Origin of the sequence: Lentzea sp. NBC_00516 (genome assembly GCF_036346835.1) — a bacterium.
GTDB classification, from domain to species: domain Bacteria; phylum Actinomycetota; class Actinomycetes; order Mycobacteriales; family Pseudonocardiaceae; genus Lentzea; species Lentzea sokolovensis.
The window spans coordinates 2,436,430-2,455,140 of record NZ_CP107840.1 but is presented as its reverse complement, the minus strand read 5'-3'; the positions used below and the strand labels follow the sequence as shown (position 1 = coordinate 2,455,140).

Below are 18,711 nucleotides of genomic sequence, written 5' to 3'. Positions count from 1 at the left end.
TGGGTTGCCGATTTACTGCTTTACTATGGTACTAGTAAAGCAGTGAGGGGCTACCGTGTTCGTCTTCCGGCTCGACACCCACTCCGGCGTGCCGCCGTACCTGCAACTCGTCCAGCAGGTCCGCCAGGCGGTGCTGCTGGGCTTTCTCCAGCCCGGTGACCGCCTCCCGCTCATCCGCGAGGTGGTCGAGGACCTGGCGATCAATCCGAACACCGTCGCCAAGGCGTACCGGCAGATGGAGCAGGAGAACCTGGTCACCGGCCGGCCCGGTCAGGGCACGTTCGTCGATGAACAGCAGTCGGCCGCGGTGTCGGCGTCGACGTACACGTCGCTGCACCGCGGCCTGGCGACCTGGTTGCGCCGCGCCTACGCGGCCGGCCTCGACGAGCAGGCGGTCAACGCGCTCTTCGCCTCCGTCCACCAGCAGACGAGGAACGAGGACGTGGCGTGACAGCGACCGAGTTCGCGCTGCGCACCGACGGTGTGGGCAAGCGGTACCGGAAGGGCTGGGCGCTGCGCGACTGCACCCTGGCCCTGCCTGCGGGCGGCGTGATCGCCCTGGTCGGGCCGAACGGCGCAGGCAAGACCACGCTGCTGCGCCTGGTCGTCGGGTTGCTGGCACCGAGCACCGGCACGGTGGAGGTCCTCGGTCACGACGTCACCGCCAGCACCCCGCACACTCTGTCCCGGGTCGGGTTCCTGGCCCAGGACCACCCGCTGTACAAGCGCTTCACCGTCGCCGAGATGCTCCGCTTCGGCCGCGCCTGCAACCTGCGGTTCGATCAGGGGATGGCCGAGCGCCGGCTGGCGAAGCTGGGCATCCCGCTCGACCGCAGGGCCGGCACGCTCTCCGGCGGGCAGCAGGCCCAGGTCGCGTTGGCCCTGGCCCTGGCGAAGCGGCCGGACCTGCTCGTCCTCGACGAGCCGGTGGCCAGCCTCGACCCGCTGGCGCGGCACGAGTTCATGCAGGTCCTCATGGGCGCGGTGGCCGAAGGCGACGTGACCGTCCTGTTCTCCTCGCACGTCGTGCACGAGCTGGAGCGCGTCTGCGACCACCTGGTCGTGCTCAACAACGGCCGGGTCACGCTCGCCGGTGACATCGAGACCCTCCTCGCCGAGCACCGGCTGCTCGTCGGCCCGCGCACGGACACCGACCTCGACCGGTCCGGCGCCGTCGTGGAGGCCGTCCACAGCGACCGGCACACGACCCTGCTGGTGCGCGACGGCGCGATCCCGGCCGCGCCGGGGTGGCAGACCCAGCCGGTGGCGCTGGAGGACCTGGTGCTGGCGTACCTGCGCCGGCCGTCCGAGCCGAGCGCCGCGAGCACGTCGGAGGTGGCGGCATGGCGTGGTTGATCTGGCGCCAGCACCGGACCGAGGTCTGCGTCCTGGGTGTGCTCGTCGGCCTGTTCGGCATTGCCCTGCTCGTGCTCGGGACGCGGGCCCACGACCTGTTCCCCGGCGGTTCCGCTCTGTGCGCGGGAGAGGCCCGTGTCAACGAGGCCTGCACGGCCTCCTTCCGCCGGCTCGACGAGGAGTACGGGTACGTCGAGAACCTCCTGGCGGCCTTCTACCTGGTCCCCGTCGTCATCGGTGCGTTCCTCGGTGCGCCGTTGCTCGCGCGCGAACTGGAAGAAGGCACCTGGCAGCTCGCCTGGACGCAGGCCGTGCCGAGGATGCGCTGGCTGACGGCCAAGCTCACGGCACTGGCCGGCGTCACCGTCGCGCTCACCGGGATGTTCACCGCGGTGCTCACCTGGTTCCGTCAGCCGTTCGACGCGTGGGAAGGGCGGTTCCAGTACGACGCCTTCGACCTGGAGGGACTTGTCCCGGTGGCGTACGCGCTGTTCGCGTTCGGCGTCGCCACCGCCGCGGGCGCGATCCTGCGGCGCAGCCTGCCCGCGTTCGGCGTCGCGTTCGGGGCGTTCCTCGCCGCCCGGATGCCGGTGGCGCTGCTGGCCCGTCCCGCGTACGCCACGCCGCTCGACGCCATGGAGCCGGTCCCCGTAGGCATCGCAAAAGACCGGGCCGCGCCCAGCTTCGCCGACTGGACGATCGAACGCGGCTACGCGGACGCCACCGGGCGCAGGCTGAGCTCGACCGAGTACTACGAGCTGGAGGCCGCCGCCGACCGGGCCGGCACCAACCTCAACCAGTTCCTGCACGATCGGGGCATCCAGCAGTTCGGGGTCTACCACCCGGCTGACCGGTTCTGGACGTTCCAGCTCATCGAGGCGGCCCTGTTCGTCACCGTCGCGGCGGTCCTGATCGGTGTGGTGGTGTGGCGGGTACGGCGCCGTTTGATCTAGTGCCGTGAGGTTGAGGGTCGGCGCCGTGGGAGAAGGCGGCGCTGTGGGTGTGTCGCGGCTGTTGCTGGGCTTGCAGGACGGGCAGGCACCGGGCGAGGTCGTCGATGAGGAGGTCGGCGAGGTCGTGGGTGAAGCCGTTGCGCACCACGACGCGCAGGACGGCCAGGTCCTCGCGGTCGGCGGGGAAGGTGTAGGCGGGCAGCAGCCAGCCGCGTTCGCGCAGGGCCGCGGACACGTCGAACACGGAGAAGCGCTCGTCGGTGACCGTGAAGGCGAAGACGGGGAGCTGGTCGCCGCGGGTGAGGAGCCGGAACGGGCCGAGGTCGGCGATGCGTCCGGCGAGGCTGGTGGCGACGTCGCGGCTGTAGTTCTGCACGCGGGTGTAGCCCTCTTTGCCCAGGCGCAGGAACGAGTAGTACTGGGCGGCGACCTGGGCGCCGGGGCGGGAGAAGTTGAGAGCGAAGGTGGGCATGTCGCCGCCGAGGTAGTTGACGTGGAACACGAGGTCCTCCGGCAACGCGGCGGCGTCGCGCCAGAGCACCCAGCCGACGCCGGGGTAGACCAGCCCGTACTTGTGGCCGGAGGTGTTGATCGAGGCGACCCTGGGCAGCCGGAAGTCCCACTCCAGTCCGGGATCGCAGAACGGGGCGATCATCGCGCCGGACGCGCCGTCCACGTGCACCGGGATGTCCCAGCCCCGGTCGGCCTGCACCGCGTCCAGGGCGGCGCAGATCTCGGCGACCGGTTCGTAGCTGCCGTCGAACGTGGAGCCGAGCACGGCGACCACGCCGATGGTGTTCTCGTCGCAGTGCGCGGCGACCTGGTCGGCGGTGAGGTGGAAGCGGTCGCCTTCCATCGGCACCAACCGGTACTCGACGTCCCAGTAGTTGGCGAACTTCTCCCAGCACACCTGGACGTTGATGCCCATGACGATGTTCGGCCGGTCGGTCGGCAGGGATGCCGCGCGGCGCCGGTGCTGCCAGCGGCGTTTCAACGCGAGTCCCGCGAGCATGCACGCTTCGCTGGAGCCGGTGGTGGAGCAGCCGGTCGGCTGGTCCGCGTCGGGCGCGTGCCAGAGCGCGGCGAGCATCCGAACACAGCGCTGCTCGAGTTCGGCGGTGCGCGGGTACTCGTCCTTGTCGATCATGTTCTTGTCGACGCACTCGGCCATCAGCGTCGCGGCCTGCGGTTCCATCCAGGTCGTGACGAAGGTGGCGAGGTTGAGCCGGGAGTTGCCGTCGAGCATCAGTTCGTCGTGCACGACCTGGTAGGCGGTGTCGGGGTCGAGCTCGCCGTCCGGCATTCGGTCCCTAGGGATGCTGCCGGGCTCGCGGAGGAACACGGGGTTGGCCTCGACGTGGGAACGGGCGTGGTGGCGCGGGTCTGACGGGTGGATGAGCGGCACGAAACCCTCCTCGGTCCGGGACCATTCTCTCGGTATCGGGCGACCTCGCCACCGGACGCCGAGAGCACGGAGATCCGAGGAGATAGAGTGACGCCCGGCGAGTTCCGCGCCGAACCTCCTGACCGAGTGCCCACGCCACTCGGCTGTCGCGGAGGCAAAGGGGACCTGTGCGCCTCGGGACGCTGACCTCGTCACGCCTTGGACCAAGGCTGTCGCGGCATCTGGGTGCGTGGGGTTCGGGTGCCAACGGCGACGGCCGAGGAGTTCGGTGATGACGTCACGCAAACAGCTCAAGGCTCAGGTCCGCGCACGCATGGCCAAGACCGGCGAGCGCTACACGACCGCTCTGGCGCACCTGGGCGGTGCGTCCCCGGACGGCGGATGGGTGTTGCGCGGAGGCACGGACCCCGACGCGGCCGGCTTGAACGCCATGCTCGCCGCGCGGGGGATCTCCGGGCTGACGGAGGCGCTGTTGTTCGGCATCGGCGGTGGGATCGGTGCGGGCTACATCCTGTGGGAGTTCAAGCACGACGACAGCTGCCACGTGACGCTCGGCTTCTCCAACTCGTGGCAGTACGTCACCCGCCGGACCGAGAAGGTCCTCGCGCGCCTGGGGATCGAAGCCGAGTGGCACCGGTCGGCGCCCAAGGCCGCGCAGGCGTGGCTGACCGGCCGGCTCGACGCCGGAGACGCCGTGATGGTGTGGCCCGACCGGTACCAGATCGGGTACTGGGACCTGCCGGAGACGCTCGACGGCCACGGCGGGCACCCGGTCGTGGTGCACGGCGGTTCCGGCGATCGGGTCTACCTGGACGACCGGAACCTGGCGCCGCTGACCGTCGCACGCGCGGATCTGGACCGGGCAGTCGCCCGCGTGGGTACCTGGAAGAACCAGGCGCTCGTGATCACCGACTCCGATCGCGCACCCGACGTCGAGGCCGCTGTCCGGGAGGGCCTGCGGGACGTCGTCGAGCACCTGTCCCTGAAGTCGGACTCGTTCTCGTTGCCGGCGTGGCGCAAGTGGTCCCGGATGATGACCGACACCAAGGCCGCCAAGGCGTGGCCCAAGGTGTTCGCCGACGGTCAGGGGCTCGATCTCGCGTTGCAGAGCGTCCGTGAGGGAGTGGACGGCCGGTACGGGATCACGGGCGGGAACCTGCGGCCGTTGTTCGCGGACTTCCTCGACGAGGCGGGGCATTCCGGGCTGGCGCCGCGGTGGCGGGAGATCGCCGAGATGTGGCACGCGGTGGGGGAGTCGACCGAGTTCGCGGAGATGGGCAGGCAACTCGCTGAGCTGTACGAGGCGGAGACCGACGCGATCGCCCGGCTGAGAGCAGCCGTGAACTGATCGTACGACGCGGCGGCGGGACGAGTGCGCACTCGTCCCGCTCAAGCGCTGAGGAATCGCAGTGGTCGTGCCGTCTGGCGCTGCGGTTCGTACCATCGGTGAGAAGACAACGGTCGGGGGATTCTAGTGAGGGTGTTCAGTGACTTCGGGTGAGACAGCGCCGGTGACCAACATTCAGACCAGTGATCATGACGGCGTGCTTGTCGCTGCCATCAGCGGCGAACTCGACATGACCAGCGTGGACGAGGTGGGAACAGCCCTGTTCGAGCACCTGGCCAAGCAACCGGACGGCCTGGTGGTGGAGTTGGCCGTGGACTTCATGGGCTCGTCCGCGTTGTCGATGCTGCTGGCGTTGTACGGGCGGGCACAGAGCGAGAAGGTGGGGTTCGCCATCGTGGCCACGGCGGTGGCGGCTGCGCGTCCCCTGATGGCCAGCGCCCTGACTCAGGTGCTGCCGGTGGCTCAGTCGGTGGACGAGGCGGTGAAGTCGATCCAGGAGGAACGTGAGGCGGTCTAGCGGCCCTGACGACGGTGACTTCCTGTTTCGCGGTCCCACAGCAGCTCGGTCAGCTGCGCGACCGCCTTGTCCCGGTGCCGCCGGTAGGTGTTGAACGACAGGTGCAGTGACTCCGCGACGCGCTCCTGCACGCCTGTCGGCCGCAGGAACGTGCGGTCGATCAACACGCCGAAATCGGGCTTCAGCACGGCGACGGCGTCGTCGAGCAGGTCTCGCAGGGATTCGGCCGGCGTGTGTCCTGCTCGTTCGTGCCGCCGGACCATCCGAGACCGCAACAGCGGGTTGGACCGGAGGAGCTCGGGCGTGTGCAGGGCGCGCAGGGCAGAGCGGACGGCTTCGGTGAACTCCGGCCGGGACAGCACCGCATCGCAGGGAACCGGCTGCGCCGGCGTGCCCAACAGGCCGGCGTGCAACAGATCCGTGTACTCCTCGACGTCGGTTCGGCGCCAGTCGTGGGCGAACACCGGGTACGACGACTTGCCGACGGTGTAGCCGGCTTCGGCGACGGCCCGGAACCCGAGGGATTCCATGGCCGGTGCCCACAGCTCGGTGTCGCCGAACGCGCCCACGAGGCTCCACGCCGTGTCGTCGTCGATCAGGATGATCTCCAGCATCTGCCACGCGATGAACAGTGTGAGAGACGGTGACGGGCGTTGGCCGTGGTCGCGGTCGAGGAAGAAGCGCCAGGCGCGGACCCGTTCACCGGCGCGCGGCGGCCCGTACTCCGAGGCGTGCGCCCACATCGCGTCGGCGCCGGGGTCCGCACCGAGGTCGGCTTCGGTCAGGTCCAGGCACGCGCCGTAGCCGCGCGGTTCGCCGGTCTCGCCGCGGAAGACGCGGAAGGCCTCGGGCCGGCGCTTCATCCAGTGCGCCACCAACCCGGCCTGTTCGTGTCCCTGCCACCGGGTGGTCATGGCGACGATCTCCGGCTGGTCGCCGTCGCGCAGCCCGTCGGCGTGAGCCCGCATCGCCGGCGGCAGCGACGCCAGCGCGGCGAACCGGGACCGGGCGCCGTTCAGCGCGACCGTCATGACCATCAGGTCCAGCCGCTCCCGTTCGGTCGCCATCGCCCGGACCTGGCCTTGGAACAGGTCCAGCTTCCTGCGGTATAGGCCGGCGTGGCGGGCGGGGTCGCGCCAGTGCAGGTCGGCGATGATGGCGTCGCGGACCACGTCGTGCGGGTACAGCCCGTACGGGGACTCGTCGACGAACACCTGTGCCCGCAGCCAGGCGAACAGCTCACCGGTGTCATCGCCGGCCATCGAGCGCAACAGGTCCTCGGTCGTGACGAGCAGCAGCGCGCACACCTCCAGCGCTGTGCGGTGGCGGGCGCTCGGTACCTCGCCGATCAGCTGCGCCAGCAGCGTGCCCGCCCCTCCTGGCAGGTCCGACAGGGTGCGCGGCGCGGCGCCGCGGCGCACGGCGTCCACCACCATCGACAGGGTGAGGGGGTGGCCGCTGCTGATCTTCAGCAGCCGCTGGTGCGACTCTTCGGGAACGCCCTGTGCGCGCAGGTAGGCGAGGCCTTCCCGCGGTGACAGGTTCCCGAGCGCGACGACCCTCATCAACGTCCGCCAGGCCGGGTCCGCGCGCCACCGCGGTCCCGGGCCCCGCCGTCCGGCGATCACCACCAGGCAGGACGCCGGGAGCGAGGGCAGGTAGTGCTCGCGGACCCAGTCGTCGATCGGCTCCAGCAGTTCGTAGGTGTCGATGAGGAGGATCGCGGGCTCGTCGCCGACCGGCAGGGGCAGCGCGCCCGCGCCGAGGGTCAGGTGGCGGGCGTCGACTCGGACCGGATCGAAGCCCTTCTCAGCGGCCATGTCGGCGAACACGTCGAGCAGCGCGCTCTTGCCCACCCCTCCGGGCCCGTGCACGAAGACCACGCCGGGGCCGCCCAGCGCGTCCCGGAACGCGGCGACCTCGTCGTCGCGTCCGGTGAAGGACTGCCGCCGCAGCTCCCGCAGGGTGTGTCCGAGTGAGGGCATGCACCCGACAGTAACCACGTCGCCGGCCACCGGCTTTGGGCACCGGGTGGGCAGCGGCTGGGCTGGTGGCAGGAGGACCGTCGCGGTGACGATCTTGGTGCGGCGTGTTCGTCGTGGACGCTCGCGCCGCGAGTCCTGTCCTCATCGCGGAAACGAAGGAAAGCCACCATGGACGAGAGCCCTGCCGAGTTCCCGAGCAACTGGGGGCGTTGGGGCGACGCGGACCAGCTCGGCACCGTCAACCTGATCACCGCGGAGGCCCGCGCGCGTGGTGCCGCGCAGGTGCGCACGGGGTTGTCGGTCTCGCTGGCCCGCAAGACCCCGACCGCGCCGTTGATGGGCGGTCCGATGGCGGCCCTGCGGGCGGACACCACGGGCGTGCAGACCATCATGTCGTTCACGGGCGCACCGCCGATGGCCATGGCCGAGCTGATGCTGGTCACGACACATCATCCCGAGGTCACCCACCTCGACGCGTTGTCGCACATGGTGATCGACGGGCAGGTCTACCCCGGGATCGCGCAGGCGGAGAGTTCAGGGCCCGGGGGAGTGACCCACGGCGCCGCCGACGTGTTCGCCGGCGGGATCGTGACCAGAGGTGTGCTGCTCGACCTGGCTCCTGGCGGCAAGCTGCCCGACGGGCATGCCGTCACGGCAGACGACCTGGAGGCCGCGGCGGCGCGGGCGGGCGTCGTGGTGGAGTCGGGTGACGCCCTCGTGGTGCGGGCGGGCTGGGACCGGGTTCCCGACCACGGCCGGGCGCTGCCGGGCATGACCTCGGGCGCGGTCCGGTGGATGCACGACCACGAGATCTCCATCTACGCCGGGGACATCGGCGACGCGCACCCTCCGGTGAAGGACGACGTCCCTGGCGCGCTGCACCGGCTGGGACTCCTCCGTCTCGGGCTTGTGCTGGTCGACGGCGCCCACTGCGAGGAACTCGTCGCGGTCTGCGAGGAGCAGGGCCGTCACACGTTCCTCTTCGTGGCCGCTGTTCCCCGCATTCTCGGCACCACCGGCCTGCCGGTGAACCCGCTGGCGGTCTTCTGACCCACGAGCGTCAGATCCAGCCGTGGTCGCGGGCGATGCTCGCGGCCTGCCGCCGGCTTCGTGCGCCGAGCTTGGTCATCGCGGACGAGGCGTAGTTGCGCACCGTTCCCGCGGAGACGTGCAGGGCCTGCGCGATCTCGGTCGCGGTGGTGGTGTCGTCGACGAGCCGCAGCACGTCCAGTTCGCGGTCGGTCAGCGGGCAGCTCACCTCGGCGATGGCGTCCGCGGCGAAGTCGGGGTCGACGTAGCGCAGTCCGGAATGGACTCGCCGGATCACCTCGGCGAGCAGGGACGCCGGAGCCGTCTTCGCCAGGAACCCCTTGGCGCCGAACGAAAGGGCTTGCCGCAGCACACCGGGGCGAGCGTGCCGGGTCAGCATCACCGACCGGACGTTCGGATGTGCGACGGCAAGCCGTTGGAGCACGGCGAGACCGTCGAGCACCGGCATCTCGTGGTCGACCACCAGCACGTCCGGACGGTGCTCGGCCACCGCGGCCAGCGCCGCGGCGCCGTCCGGGACCCCGGCGACGACCTCCAGGTCGTGCTCCAGGTTGAGCAGCGACTCGATGGCCTGACGGGTGAGCTGTTCGTCGTCGGCCAGGACCACCCGGATCATCGGGGTACCTCCGCTCGCACCTCGAAGACACCGTCGCGCGCGCCGGCGCTGAACGTTCCCCCGGCTTCGGTGATCCGGCGGGAAAGCCCGCGCAGTCCGGAACCCTCGCGGTCGTCTCGGCGCATCGGGGCGGCTCCGTCGTTGTGGACGGTCAGCACGGCCTGACCGTCGTTGATCTCCAGCATGACGGTGCAGTGGCTTGCCGCGGCGTGCCGCAGCAGATTGGTCACCGCCTCGCGGAGCACCCTGCCGAGCAGTTCGCGAGCCTGGGCGCCGAGGCGCGCCGGATCTCCGCTGAACTCCCACCCGATTCCGGCCGAACGGAGCAGGGCGCGGGCGCCGGGCAGTTCGGCGACGAGGTCGGTGGACCGCTGGCCCTGCACCAGCGCTCGCACGTCGTGGATCGCGCCTCTGGCCAGCTGCTGGATCTCGTCGAGCTCGGCGCGGGATCGAGCCGGATCGGCCTCGCTCAGCCTGCTCGCCAGTTCGCTCTTGAACGACACGACTTCGAGTGCGTGCCCGAGAATGTCGTGCAGGTCCTCCGCGAACCGCAACCGTTCCCTGGTGGTGGCCAGCTCCGCGGCATCACGCCGCGCCTCTTCCAGCTCCAGCGTGAGATGCCACTGCCTGAGCAAGGTCACCTCGGCGTAGGTCGTCGCCAGCACGAGGAACAGCGCGAAGCCGCCCTGGCGGAGCACGTCTCCGATGCTCCTGTCGCCGGTGAGCGCCATGGTGGTGATTGCGGCCAGCGCGACCAGCAGCGCGAACGGAACGCCGAATCGCCAGCCCGCGCGGGGAAAGCGGGCGATGCGCAGATCGTGCGCGAGAAGGCCCGCTGCCAGAGACCAGACGACGGAGTGGCCGGTGGCGACGGAGACCGCCACCATCCCCACCGCGACGACGGTGACCGACCCTGCCTGCCACCACGGCATGAGGCCGACGGGAGTGGTGATCGACCGGAGTGTCCAGCGCCGATGGGACAGCACGAGCACCGCCAGTCCCAGGACGACCACCACGGCGCGCTCGGCCGTCAGCGGCTCACCGAACTCGCTGAGCACGAGCACGGCGGCGATCACGCTCACCGCGACGATCACGTTGTACCGGCTGTGACGGCGAAGGGACCCCAGGGCGCCGTGATCCGGTGACCTCACCTGCCCCCGGAGTCCCCGCACCCGCTCAGGTTAACGACCATGACACCTGTCATGTCGCTCGAGTACGAGTGTCATCTCGTGTCGTGACAGCGACGACTGGGGCGGCGTTCGCGTTCCCGGGATCGTTCTGGGACATGAACGACGAACCCGTGATCGAGGTTTCCCGGCTGAAGTTCTCCTACGACACCTTCACCGCCGTCGACGGTGTGGATCTCAGCGTCCGCCGCGGCGAGATCTTCGCGCTGCTCGGCACGAACGGCGCGGGCAAGACGACCACGCTCGAACTCATCGAGGGATTCCGCCACCCGGAATCGGGGACGATCAGGGTCTTCGGGCACGAACCGGCTCGGGCCAGATCGGTGCTGAAGCCCCGGATGGGGATGATGCTGCAGCACGCGGGACTGATCGAGGAACTGTCCGTCGTCGAGACGCTGAGGCTGTGGGGCTCGCTGACCACTCGTACCGACGATGCCGTGGAACTGCTGGACCGGATCGAACTGGCCCACAGAGCGGACACCCGCGTCGAACAGCTCTCCGGTGGCGAGAAGAGGCGACTGGACTTCGCACTCGCCATCTACGGACGCCCGGAGCTGATCGTGCTGGACGAGCCGACCACCGGACTGGATCCCGAGTCAAGGCAACGGTTGTGGCAGACGGTCGAGCAGTTGCGCGGCAGCGGCAGCACGATCTTGCTGACCACCCACTACCTGGAGGAAGCGGAATCGCTGGCCGATCGGGTGGCGATCATGCACCAGGGCCGGATCTCGGTGGAGGGGACGTTGCCCGAGGTCCTCGCGACCCGTCCGTCGCGGATCACCGCGCACGTTCCCGCCTCGGCGCTGGACCGGGCCTTGCCGGCCTTCACCGGCACGCTGGAGTCTGCTTTGGATGGAGCCGTGGCATTCCTCGCGCTCGAAACCAGTGCGCTGCAAGAGGATCTCGGCGCTTTGCTGTGCTGGGCCCGAGACGGAGGCATCGACCTCGATCACCTGACGGCCAATCAGGCCTCGCTGGCCGAGGTCTTTCTCGCGGTGGGAGCGAACCGATGAACATGACGATGAGGCACGGCGTTCTGGAGATCCGTCTGCTGTTCCGGCGGAAGACCACCGCGTTCGCCGCGTCGGTGCTGCCGATCGGGCTGTGCGTGATGACCTGGTTCACCGTGCGGAACCACGAACCGGAGAGCTGGGGATCACTGGTCAGCGACCGGTTCGTGATGCTGATGCTGCTGTCGGTGTTCATGGCGAGCATGACCGTGTACACCGCCCGGAGACAGTCGCTGGTGCTGAAGCGGATGCGCACCTCCGAGCTCACGGATACCGGCGTGATCACCGCGGTCACCATGCCGGTCGTCACGATGGGCGTGGTCCAGGTGCTCGTCTACGTGGTGTTCTGCCTGGTCGTCGGCGCGCCGATGCCCGCACACCCGTGGTTGCTGCTGCTCGGGCTGGTGTCCGGGGTGCTCATGACGGTGGCCGCAGGGATGGCGGTCGCCGCGGTGAGCAGGAGCGTCGAGGCCACGACCATCACCGCGTTCCCGGTCATCGTCGCCACGCTGGCCGGCCTGTTCATGCAGGACGCGCCGGACGCCTCCGTGGTGGTGTCCGGGGTGATGCTGCCTCTGATCGGTCCGGCCGACCTGGTCGCGAAGGGCTGGTCCGGTTACGACGCCGGCGCGACGCTCACCTCGGTGCCCGCGCTGATGCCCGGCCTGGCTTCCACCTTGGTGTGGGCGGTCGTGTTCGCCGCGGTGATCGCCCGCTTCTTCCGCTGGGAACCCCGCGCCTGAGCGCTGACCACCTTGATGAAGAGCAAGAGCTCGGCTGGGTGTCCCAGCCGAGCTCTTGCGCGAGTTCACCCGACGGCCCTCGTCGTCTGCTGGGCAGCGGCGTCGTAGCCGAGCTTGCCGCGGCTGGCGGCGATCACGATGGCGGAGAGCAGACCGAGGCCGAGCGCGGGACCCCAGAGCCAGCGAGGGTCGTCTCCCGGGAAGATCTCGGAGAACACGACCGACTGGAAGTTGTTGATGGAACAGTGCAGGAGCATGACCAACGGCACGCTCTGCCGTCCCTTGTTGTAGACCAGCGTGATCAGAACGCTCATCTCCAGTGCCACCACGAAGAACAACGCGATGGTCTCGGCGCCGGTGTCGGGCCCGGCCCACGGGGTGAGGAACAGCGGCAGGTGCCAGCCGGCCCACAGGACGCTGAGGATGAGGGTCGCCACGAGCGGGTGGTGCCGGTTCTGCAGGCGGGTCAGTGCGAAGTCGCGCCAGCCGGGCTCCTCGGCGAGACCGGTGGTCAGGAGCTGCAGCACGAGCGCGGGAACGTAGACGGCCAGCACCATCAACGACGGCAGCCGTACAGCCTCCTCCGCGCCTTCCATCGCCAGCGTGCCGAGCAGGATCGCGATCGGGACCGCGAGCAACGCGAACGCGTACCACCGCACACCGGCGCGGAACTGGAACAGCCGCTTGCGCCAGCGGCGCAACCCTTCCCGTCCCTCGGTGATCGCGGTGACGACGAAGGCCGCGGTCAGCGGCCCGAGGTACGCGCCGGGCATGATCGCCGTCAGCTGGTTGCCGACGAGGAAGTCCGGGTAGCGGAAGTGCAGCACACCGAGCCCGTCCAGCGACAGGACGTACGGCGTCCAGGCGAGCCAGCTGATGCCGTAGGCGAGGGTGAAGAACGTGATCAGCGGGTGGCGGAGGACCAGCGCCCGTGCGCCGGCGGCGTCCGTTGAAGTCATGGCACAAAGCTAGGAACCGCAGGTCCGCGAGTCAGTCGAGGCAGGGGGCCTCTTGATGGTGGAGCCCACTCCACCATGCCCGTTCCCACGCGACGCCTACAGGTCGTTCGCGACGCCCTTCTGGTTCTCGAGCGCTGTGCGCAACCGCAGGCTGTTCGCGACGACCAGCACGGAGGACAGGGACATGGCGGCGCCGGCGATGAGCGGGTTGAGCAGTCCGAGTGCGGCCAGGGGGAGTGCGGCGGCGTTGTACCCGAACGCCCAGACGAGGTTGCCCCTGATGGTGGCGAGCGTGCGACCGGCGAGCACGACCGTGTCCGCGATGGCGTCGAGGTCGTCGCGGACCAGGATGACGTCGGCGGCCTGCGCGGCGATGTCGCTGCCGCGCGCGATCGCCATGCCCAGGTCCGCTGCGGCGAGCGCGGGGCCGTCGTTGATGCCGTCACCGACCATCGCGACGTGACGGCCCTGTGCGCGCATCTGTTCCACTGCGGCGACTTTGTCGGTGGGACGGACGTTCGCGATCACCTCACGAACACCGATCTCTGTTGCCACCACCTGAGCGGCGGCCTCGTGATCACCGGTCAGCAGCACGGTGCGCAGTCCCAGCGAATGCAGGCGGCTGATCGCGTCGCGCGCGGACGGATGGACGGTGTCGCGCACGGCGATTCCCCCGACCACCACGCCGTTCCTCGCCACCAGCACTCCGGTCGACGGCCCGAGACCGGCGAGCCACTCCCGCGCGGCAGTCACGACCGTGATGTCCAGCCGTGCCATGAGTTCCGCGGATCCCACGACCACCCGTGAGCCCTCTACCTCACCGCGTGCTCCGGCACCCACCAGCGCCTCGAACGCTGTCACGGCGGGCAGATCGGCGCCTGCCGCGGCGATCGCGACGCCGATCGGGTGTTCGGAGGCGGCTTCCACCGCGCCCGCCCACCTCAAGACGTCCTGCTCGTCCACGCCGTCGAACGCGATCCTGGCGGTGACGGCCATGCGTCCGGTGGTGACGGTGCCGGTCTTGTCCAGCACGACGGTGTCGATGGCACGGGTCGCCTCCAGCGCTTCCGGTCCCTTGACGAGGATGCCGAGCTGGGCGGCGCGGGCCACCCCGACCATCAACGCGGTCGGCGTGGCGAGACCGAGTGCGCAGGGGCAGGCGATGATCAGCACGGCCACCGCCGCGGTGAACGCGTCACGCGCGGGGTGGCCGGTGAGCAGCCATCCCGCCAGCGTCAGCGCGGACAACGCCAGCACGACGGGCACGAAGACGGCGCACACCTTGTCGACCAGGCGTTGCACACGGGCCTTGCGGTCGGCTGCCTGTTCGGCCAGCGCCCGCATCTGCGCGAGCTGCGTGTTGGCGCCGACCGCCGTCGCCCGCACGATCAGCCGCCCGGTGTTGTTGACCGTGCCACCGGTGACGAGGTCGCCGGGTCCCACCTCGACAGGTACCGGTTCACCGGTCATCGAGGCGGTGTCGAGCGCGGAGAACCCTTCGGCCACGACACCGTCCGCGGGCAGCGCCTCGCCTGGCCGTACGACGAGCAGGTCCCCGACGAGCACCCGTGCCGCGGGAACCGTTGTCTCCGTTCCGTCGCGCAGCACCCTGGCGTCTTTGGCCGCGATGCCCGCGAGCGCGGTGAGCAGGCCCACCGCCGATCGCCGGGACCGCAGCTCGAAGTACCGGCCGGCCAGCAGGAACGTCGTGACGCCCGCGGCCACGTCGAGGTAGACGGCGTCCGCGCCCTCGGCCGTCACACCGAAGCCGAGCCAGTGGCCGGGACCCGCCGATCCCGCCACGAGTGACCACACGGCCCATCCGAACGAGGCGAGAACTCCCAGCGATACCAGGGTGTCCATGCTGGACGCGCCGTGCCGCAGGTTGCGCAGCGCGGCGCGGTGGAACGGCCAGGCCGAGTACGTGACCACCGGCAGCGCGAGCAGCACGCACAACGCCTCCCAGCCGGGAAAACGCAGGGAGGGGACGAGCGCGAGGCTGATCGACAGGTTGCCGAGCGGAATCGCGAGCACGGCCGCGACCACGAGCCTGCGGCGCAGCCCGGTGACGGTGTCGCGGGACTGTTCGTGGTCGTGCCCGGCCACGGACGCGTCATAGCCCGCGGCACGCACGACCTGCACGGCGTCTTCGGTGCGCATGCCCTGGGGCAGATGAACTATCGCGCGTTCGGTGGCGTAGTTGACGGTCGCACGCACGCCGTCGACCTTGTTGAGCTTGCGTTCGATCCTGTTCGCACAGGCCGCGCAGGTCATGCCTGACACGGACAGTTCGACGGAGGCGTCCGCCGTGGTGGTCATGATGGGTCAGTTCCTTCGTCCGGAGAGTTCGGCGAGCATCGCGTTGTAGGCGGCGAGGCGGTCGTCGTGGCCGTTGTCGGTGGCGCGGTCGAACCGCACCGCTTCCTTGTGGTCCGCACGGGCCCATTGGTGCAGCAGGGCGAGGACGACCACGAGCATGGGGATCTCCCCGGTGGCCCAGGCGATGCCGCCGCCCAGGCGCTGGTCGGTGAGGAGATCGGGCATCCAGGTGAGGCCGAGGGTGCGGTAGAAGTACTCGGCGATCACGGTCTGCTTGTTCATCAGGATCACGCCGAAGAACGCGTGGAACGGCATGACGGCGAACAACAGGCCCAGCTTGGCCAGATGCGGAAGGACGCGCGGCGCGCGGTCCACGCCGATCACGAGCCAGTAGAAGACGTAGCCGGTCACCAGGAAGTGGATGTTCATCAGCTGGTGGGCCCAGTGGAACCGCATGGCCGCACCGAAAAGCTCGGAGAAGTAGAGCAGGTAGAACGAGCCGACGAACGTCAGCGCGGCCACGGCGGGATGGGCGATGATCCGAGTGACCCGGCAGTGCACCAGGGCGATGACCCACTGCCGCGGCCCGGGAGGCAGCGCCCGAAGCGCCAGCGTCACCGGTCCTCCGAGCACCAGCAGCACCGGTGCCAGCATGTTCAGTGACATGTGCGCGACCATGTGCGTGCTGAACGTGCCCGCCGCGTACCGGCCGACACCGGACGACGTCACCACCAGCAGCACCGCGCACCCCAGCGACCAGGCAGCCGTCCGCCCGCCGGGCCAGGCGTCGCCGCGCCCGCGCAGCCTGCGGACGCCGAGCAGGTACACCAGGGCCGCCAGCACCGCCGCCAGCCCCAGCACGAGGTCGAACCGCCACCCCAGCAGCAGTTCGCCCGCGGTGGGCGGATCGGGCAGGTCGAAGCCGAGCACGGTCTGCTGCGGCGTGGGCGTGCTGTGCGACCAGGCCGGCGGGACGAGGTGGGTGAGCCCCGTCGATGCCGCGAGCGCCAGCCCGAGCACGATCAGCTCGGTGCCCAGAAGCCGTCGTGCACTCCATCGCGCCCGCACCACGGGGATGAGCGCGCAGGCGACGAGTTTGAGCAGGACCAGCACGAAGAAGCCGTTGGCCGGTCCTGCCGGGCCGATGAGCACCGCGGCGGTCACCGAGCCGCTGAGCACCAGCACGAGCACGCACACCAGGCTGAGCCGGTGATAGCGGCGCACCACCGCGTCGGTCGCGCTCGTGCCGGGGCGGCGCAGGTAGGAACGCAGGGCCACGAGGGTGCCGATCCACACCGCCGCGGCCGGGACGTGCCAGACCATCGCGTTGGTGGCCACGTCGTGCCACGCGCCGTTCGCGACGTGGCCCACGATCACCGGCGCGAGCACGCCGAGCAACGCGGGAAGCAGCCACAGAACGGTCGTCACCCAAGTCAGCGTGGCTCGTGCGCCCGCGAACACCAGTGCCGCGGCACCGGCGGTGATCAGCCACGCCTTCGGCTCCTCGGTGGCGGCCAGCAGCCCGCCGAGGTGCTCCAGCGCGACACCGACGGGCTGCCCGGTGGCGTCGGCAGCCGAGAGCACCACCGCCACGGCCGCGGCGCAGGCCCACACCAGCGCAGCCCGCGCCGCGGTGCGCACGGCGGCGTACGCGTGCGCGGTCAGGCGGGCCGGGCGGGACGACGCGGGCACCACGAACGCGGCGAAGACGAGCGCACCCAAGGTGATGGTGCCCGCGGCGTTGGCGAGCGTGCGCACGAGCGCGAACGAGAGCGAGGTCAGTCTGCCGGGATCGCTGTCACCGAGAGGGGCGTGGACGTTTCCCGCCCACAGCACGATCGACACGACACCCAGCACCGCGACGGCCGCCGCGACGACGACAGCCCTTTCCACCTTCACACCTGGGACAGTCGGGCAGGACGAGCCCGGAGTTCCCGTGCACCGGGAAAACTCCGGTCGATGTGATGCTTCTTACTGGTCCCGGCGGTGTGGCTGATTCGACCACTGTGGACGGTGGACGTCTACTCCTCGTGAGAGGGCAGTGGGTCCTGGCCGACGAGTGCGTGCCCACGGCCAGCCGAGTCACGCACGGCGTCAAAGCCGTAGCCCGTCATCTTTTTCTCGTACGCGTGCAACGCCTCCGCGAGCGGCCGACCATCGGCAGCCTGGACGAGATGGTCACTCAGGAGGCGGGCGTCGCGCAGCGCGGTGTTCGCGCCGACGCCGATCGCGGGGCTCATCACGTGGACGGCGTCTCCGAGCAGGGTGACCGCGGTGGGCGGGCCCGTGCCGGTCGGCACGCTGGTGCGCACCGAGACGGGGAAGATCGAGGCGGGGTCCTGAGCCGACACGACGTCGGCCAGCACGGGGTGCCAGCCCTCCAGCAGACTCAGCGTCAGTGCCCGCAGCCGCGGGCCTTCCATCGCGAACAGATCCTCATCGGTGCAGGGGAACTGTTCGCGTCGGGCGCCGAAGACGCACGCGAGGTAGTCGCTGTCGTCGCTGAGCTCGATCTCCGGAGCGATCCGTGCTGTCGCCCGGTGCATCGGCTCGCGGTACCGCACGGGGGCGAGGCCGACAAACCGCTTTTCCGGACCGACCACGGTGGTCCACAGACCCAGCAGTTCGGGCGGGATCGCGCGGCGGTCCTCGTGATCGGCGAACGGGACCTTGCCGTAGAGCAGCCGGAGTCCGGCGTCGACGACCTGGGCCTGCGGCAGGTACTGCGCGCGCATGGCCGAACTGACGCCGTCGGCGCCGATCAGAACGTCACCGGTGGCGCTGGTGCCGTCAGTGAAGTGCGCGGTGACGGTGCCCGACGGGTTGATGTCGTAGCGGCTGAACCTGGCACCGTAGTGGACGGACTCGTCCAGTCCGGACAACAGGATCTGCCGCAGGGTCGTGCGGTTGACCGCGAGGTGGCCGCCTCCCGGCAGGTCCGGCGACAGCGGGAGTTCCTGGGCGTGCACGAGGTTCAGCCGGTGGTCGAAGGTGCTCATGCGCGCCCCAGGGGTTGCGGCGGTGGCAGCGAACACCTCGAACGCTTGCGGCGTCAGCAGTTCCTTGAGCGCGGTGATGCCATCCGAGTTGATGCGGATGCGGTAGCCCTGGTTGCGGAAAGCCGCGTCGGGATCCTTCTCGTACACGGCGACGCTGAGCCCCGCTCGGCGAAGTCCCTGTGCGAGGGCCAGACCACCCAGTCCACCCCCGGCGACGATGACGTGCATGCTCGACACACTGTGTCCCTTCTCGGCAACGAAACG

The 18,711-nt window shown here is 70.0% G+C and carries 16 protein-coding genes; 8 read left to right on the top strand and 8 right to left on the bottom strand.

Going from position 1 to position 18,711, the window contains the following annotated elements; translation table 11 throughout:
• The first annotated feature begins 55 nt into the window (after positions 1-55).
• From OG205_RS11160 to OG205_RS11150, 3 genes are read left to right on the top strand one after another with little or no spacing between them, the layout of a single operon-like run.
• The gene (locus OG205_RS11160) at positions 56-451 is read left to right on the top strand and encodes a GntR family transcriptional regulator (protein ID WP_330276127.1); all 396 of its coding nucleotides are present in this window, start codon (positions 56-58) and stop codon (positions 449-451) included.
• Entirely contained in the window at positions 448-1,356 is a 909-nt protein-coding gene (locus OG205_RS11155) for an ABC transporter ATP-binding protein (protein ID WP_330276126.1), read from the top strand. Before OG205_RS11160 ends, OG205_RS11155 begins: the two co-directional genes overlap by 4 nt.
• Complete coding sequence (locus OG205_RS11150) at positions 1,344-2,309, top strand: ABC transporter permease subunit (protein WP_330276125.1); 966 nt, start codon at positions 1,344-1,346, stop codon at positions 2,307-2,309. The genes OG205_RS11155 and OG205_RS11150 overlap by 13 nt, the downstream gene beginning before the upstream one ends.
• On the opposite strand, the gene OG205_RS11145 is transcribed toward OG205_RS11150, so the two are convergent.
• Complete coding sequence (locus OG205_RS11145) at positions 2,248-3,651, bottom strand: glutamate decarboxylase (protein ID WP_442916817.1); 1,404 nt, start codon at positions 3,649-3,651, stop codon at positions 2,248-2,250. The two genes, OG205_RS11150 and OG205_RS11145, sit on opposite strands and share 62 nt — an antisense overlap.
• A 334-nt stretch (positions 3,652-3,985) precedes the next feature.
• On the opposite strand from OG205_RS11145, the gene OG205_RS11140 reads away from it, so the two are divergent.
• Positions 3,986-5,062, top strand: a complete 1,077-nt coding sequence (locus OG205_RS11140) for a BtrH N-terminal domain-containing protein (protein WP_330276124.1) — start codon at positions 3,986-3,988, stop codon at positions 5,060-5,062.
• Positions 5,063-5,201: 139 nt separating this feature from the next.
• Positions 5,202-5,579: an STAS domain-containing protein gene (locus OG205_RS11135; RefSeq protein WP_330276123.1), complete on the top strand. Its 378-nt coding sequence runs from the start codon at positions 5,202-5,204 to the stop codon at positions 5,577-5,579.
• On the opposite strand, the gene OG205_RS11130 is transcribed toward OG205_RS11135, so the two are convergent.
• A complete protein-coding gene (locus OG205_RS11130; RefSeq protein ID WP_330276122.1) occupies positions 5,576-7,564 on the bottom strand; it encodes an ATP-binding protein in 1,989 nt (662 codons plus the stop codon). The two genes, OG205_RS11135 and OG205_RS11130, sit on opposite strands and share 4 nt — an antisense overlap.
• 168 nt (positions 7,565-7,732) lie before the next feature.
• Between OG205_RS11130 and OG205_RS11125 the strand changes: the two genes are divergently transcribed.
• Positions 7,733-8,614 (top strand): cyclase family protein, encoded by an 882-nt coding sequence (locus OG205_RS11125; protein WP_330276121.1) that lies wholly within the window; start codon positions 7,733-7,735, stop codon positions 8,612-8,614.
• Positions 8,615-8,624: 10 nt separating this feature from the next.
• Here the strand turns inward: OG205_RS11125 and OG205_RS11120 are convergent, their stop codons facing one another.
• Complete coding sequence (locus OG205_RS11120) at positions 8,625-9,230, bottom strand: response regulator transcription factor (protein ID WP_330276120.1); 606 nt, start codon at positions 9,228-9,230, stop codon at positions 8,625-8,627.
• On the bottom strand, positions 9,227-10,402 hold the full coding sequence (locus tag OG205_RS11115) for a sensor histidine kinase (RefSeq protein ID WP_330276119.1): 1,176 nt from the start codon (positions 10,400-10,402) through the stop codon (positions 9,227-9,229). Before OG205_RS11115 ends, OG205_RS11120 begins: the two co-directional genes overlap by 4 nt.
• Before the next feature lie 62 nt (positions 10,403-10,464).
• Between OG205_RS11115 and OG205_RS11110 the strand changes: the two genes are divergently transcribed.
• Together OG205_RS11110 and OG205_RS11105 are read left to right on the top strand one after the other, a co-directional pair.
• The gene (locus OG205_RS11110; RefSeq protein ID WP_330276118.1) at positions 10,465-11,430 is read left to right on the top strand and encodes an ABC transporter ATP-binding protein; all 966 of its coding nucleotides are present in this window, start codon (positions 10,465-10,467) and stop codon (positions 11,428-11,430) included.
• The gene (locus OG205_RS11105) at positions 11,427-12,170 is read left to right on the top strand and encodes an ABC transporter permease (RefSeq protein ID WP_330276117.1); all 744 of its coding nucleotides are present in this window, start codon (positions 11,427-11,429) and stop codon (positions 12,168-12,170) included. Before OG205_RS11110 ends, OG205_RS11105 begins: the two co-directional genes overlap by 4 nt.
• 65 nt (positions 12,171-12,235) lie before the next feature.
• Here the strand turns inward: OG205_RS11105 and OG205_RS11100 are convergent, their stop codons facing one another.
• The 4 genes from OG205_RS11100 to OG205_RS11085 form a co-directional block, all read right to left on the bottom strand.
• Positions 12,236-13,129 (bottom strand): CPBP family intramembrane glutamic endopeptidase, encoded by an 894-nt coding sequence (locus OG205_RS11100; RefSeq protein WP_330276116.1) that lies wholly within the window; start codon positions 13,127-13,129, stop codon positions 12,236-12,238.
• A gap of 96 nt (positions 13,130-13,225) precedes the next feature.
• Positions 13,226-15,448: a heavy metal translocating P-type ATPase gene (locus OG205_RS11095; protein ID WP_330276115.1), complete on the bottom strand. Its 2,223-nt coding sequence runs from the start codon at positions 15,446-15,448 to the stop codon at positions 13,226-13,228.
• A 6-nt stretch (positions 15,449-15,454) separates the two neighbouring features.
• The gene (locus OG205_RS11090; RefSeq protein ID WP_330276114.1) at positions 15,455-17,341 is read right to left on the bottom strand and encodes a cytochrome c oxidase assembly protein; all 1,887 of its coding nucleotides are present in this window, start codon (positions 17,339-17,341) and stop codon (positions 15,455-15,457) included.
• Positions 17,342-17,469: 128 nt separating this feature from the next.
• Complete coding sequence (locus tag OG205_RS11085) at positions 17,470-18,675, bottom strand: FAD-dependent oxidoreductase (RefSeq protein ID WP_330276113.1); 1,206 nt, start codon at positions 18,673-18,675, stop codon at positions 17,470-17,472.
• Positions 18,676-18,711: the final 36 nt, after the last annotated feature.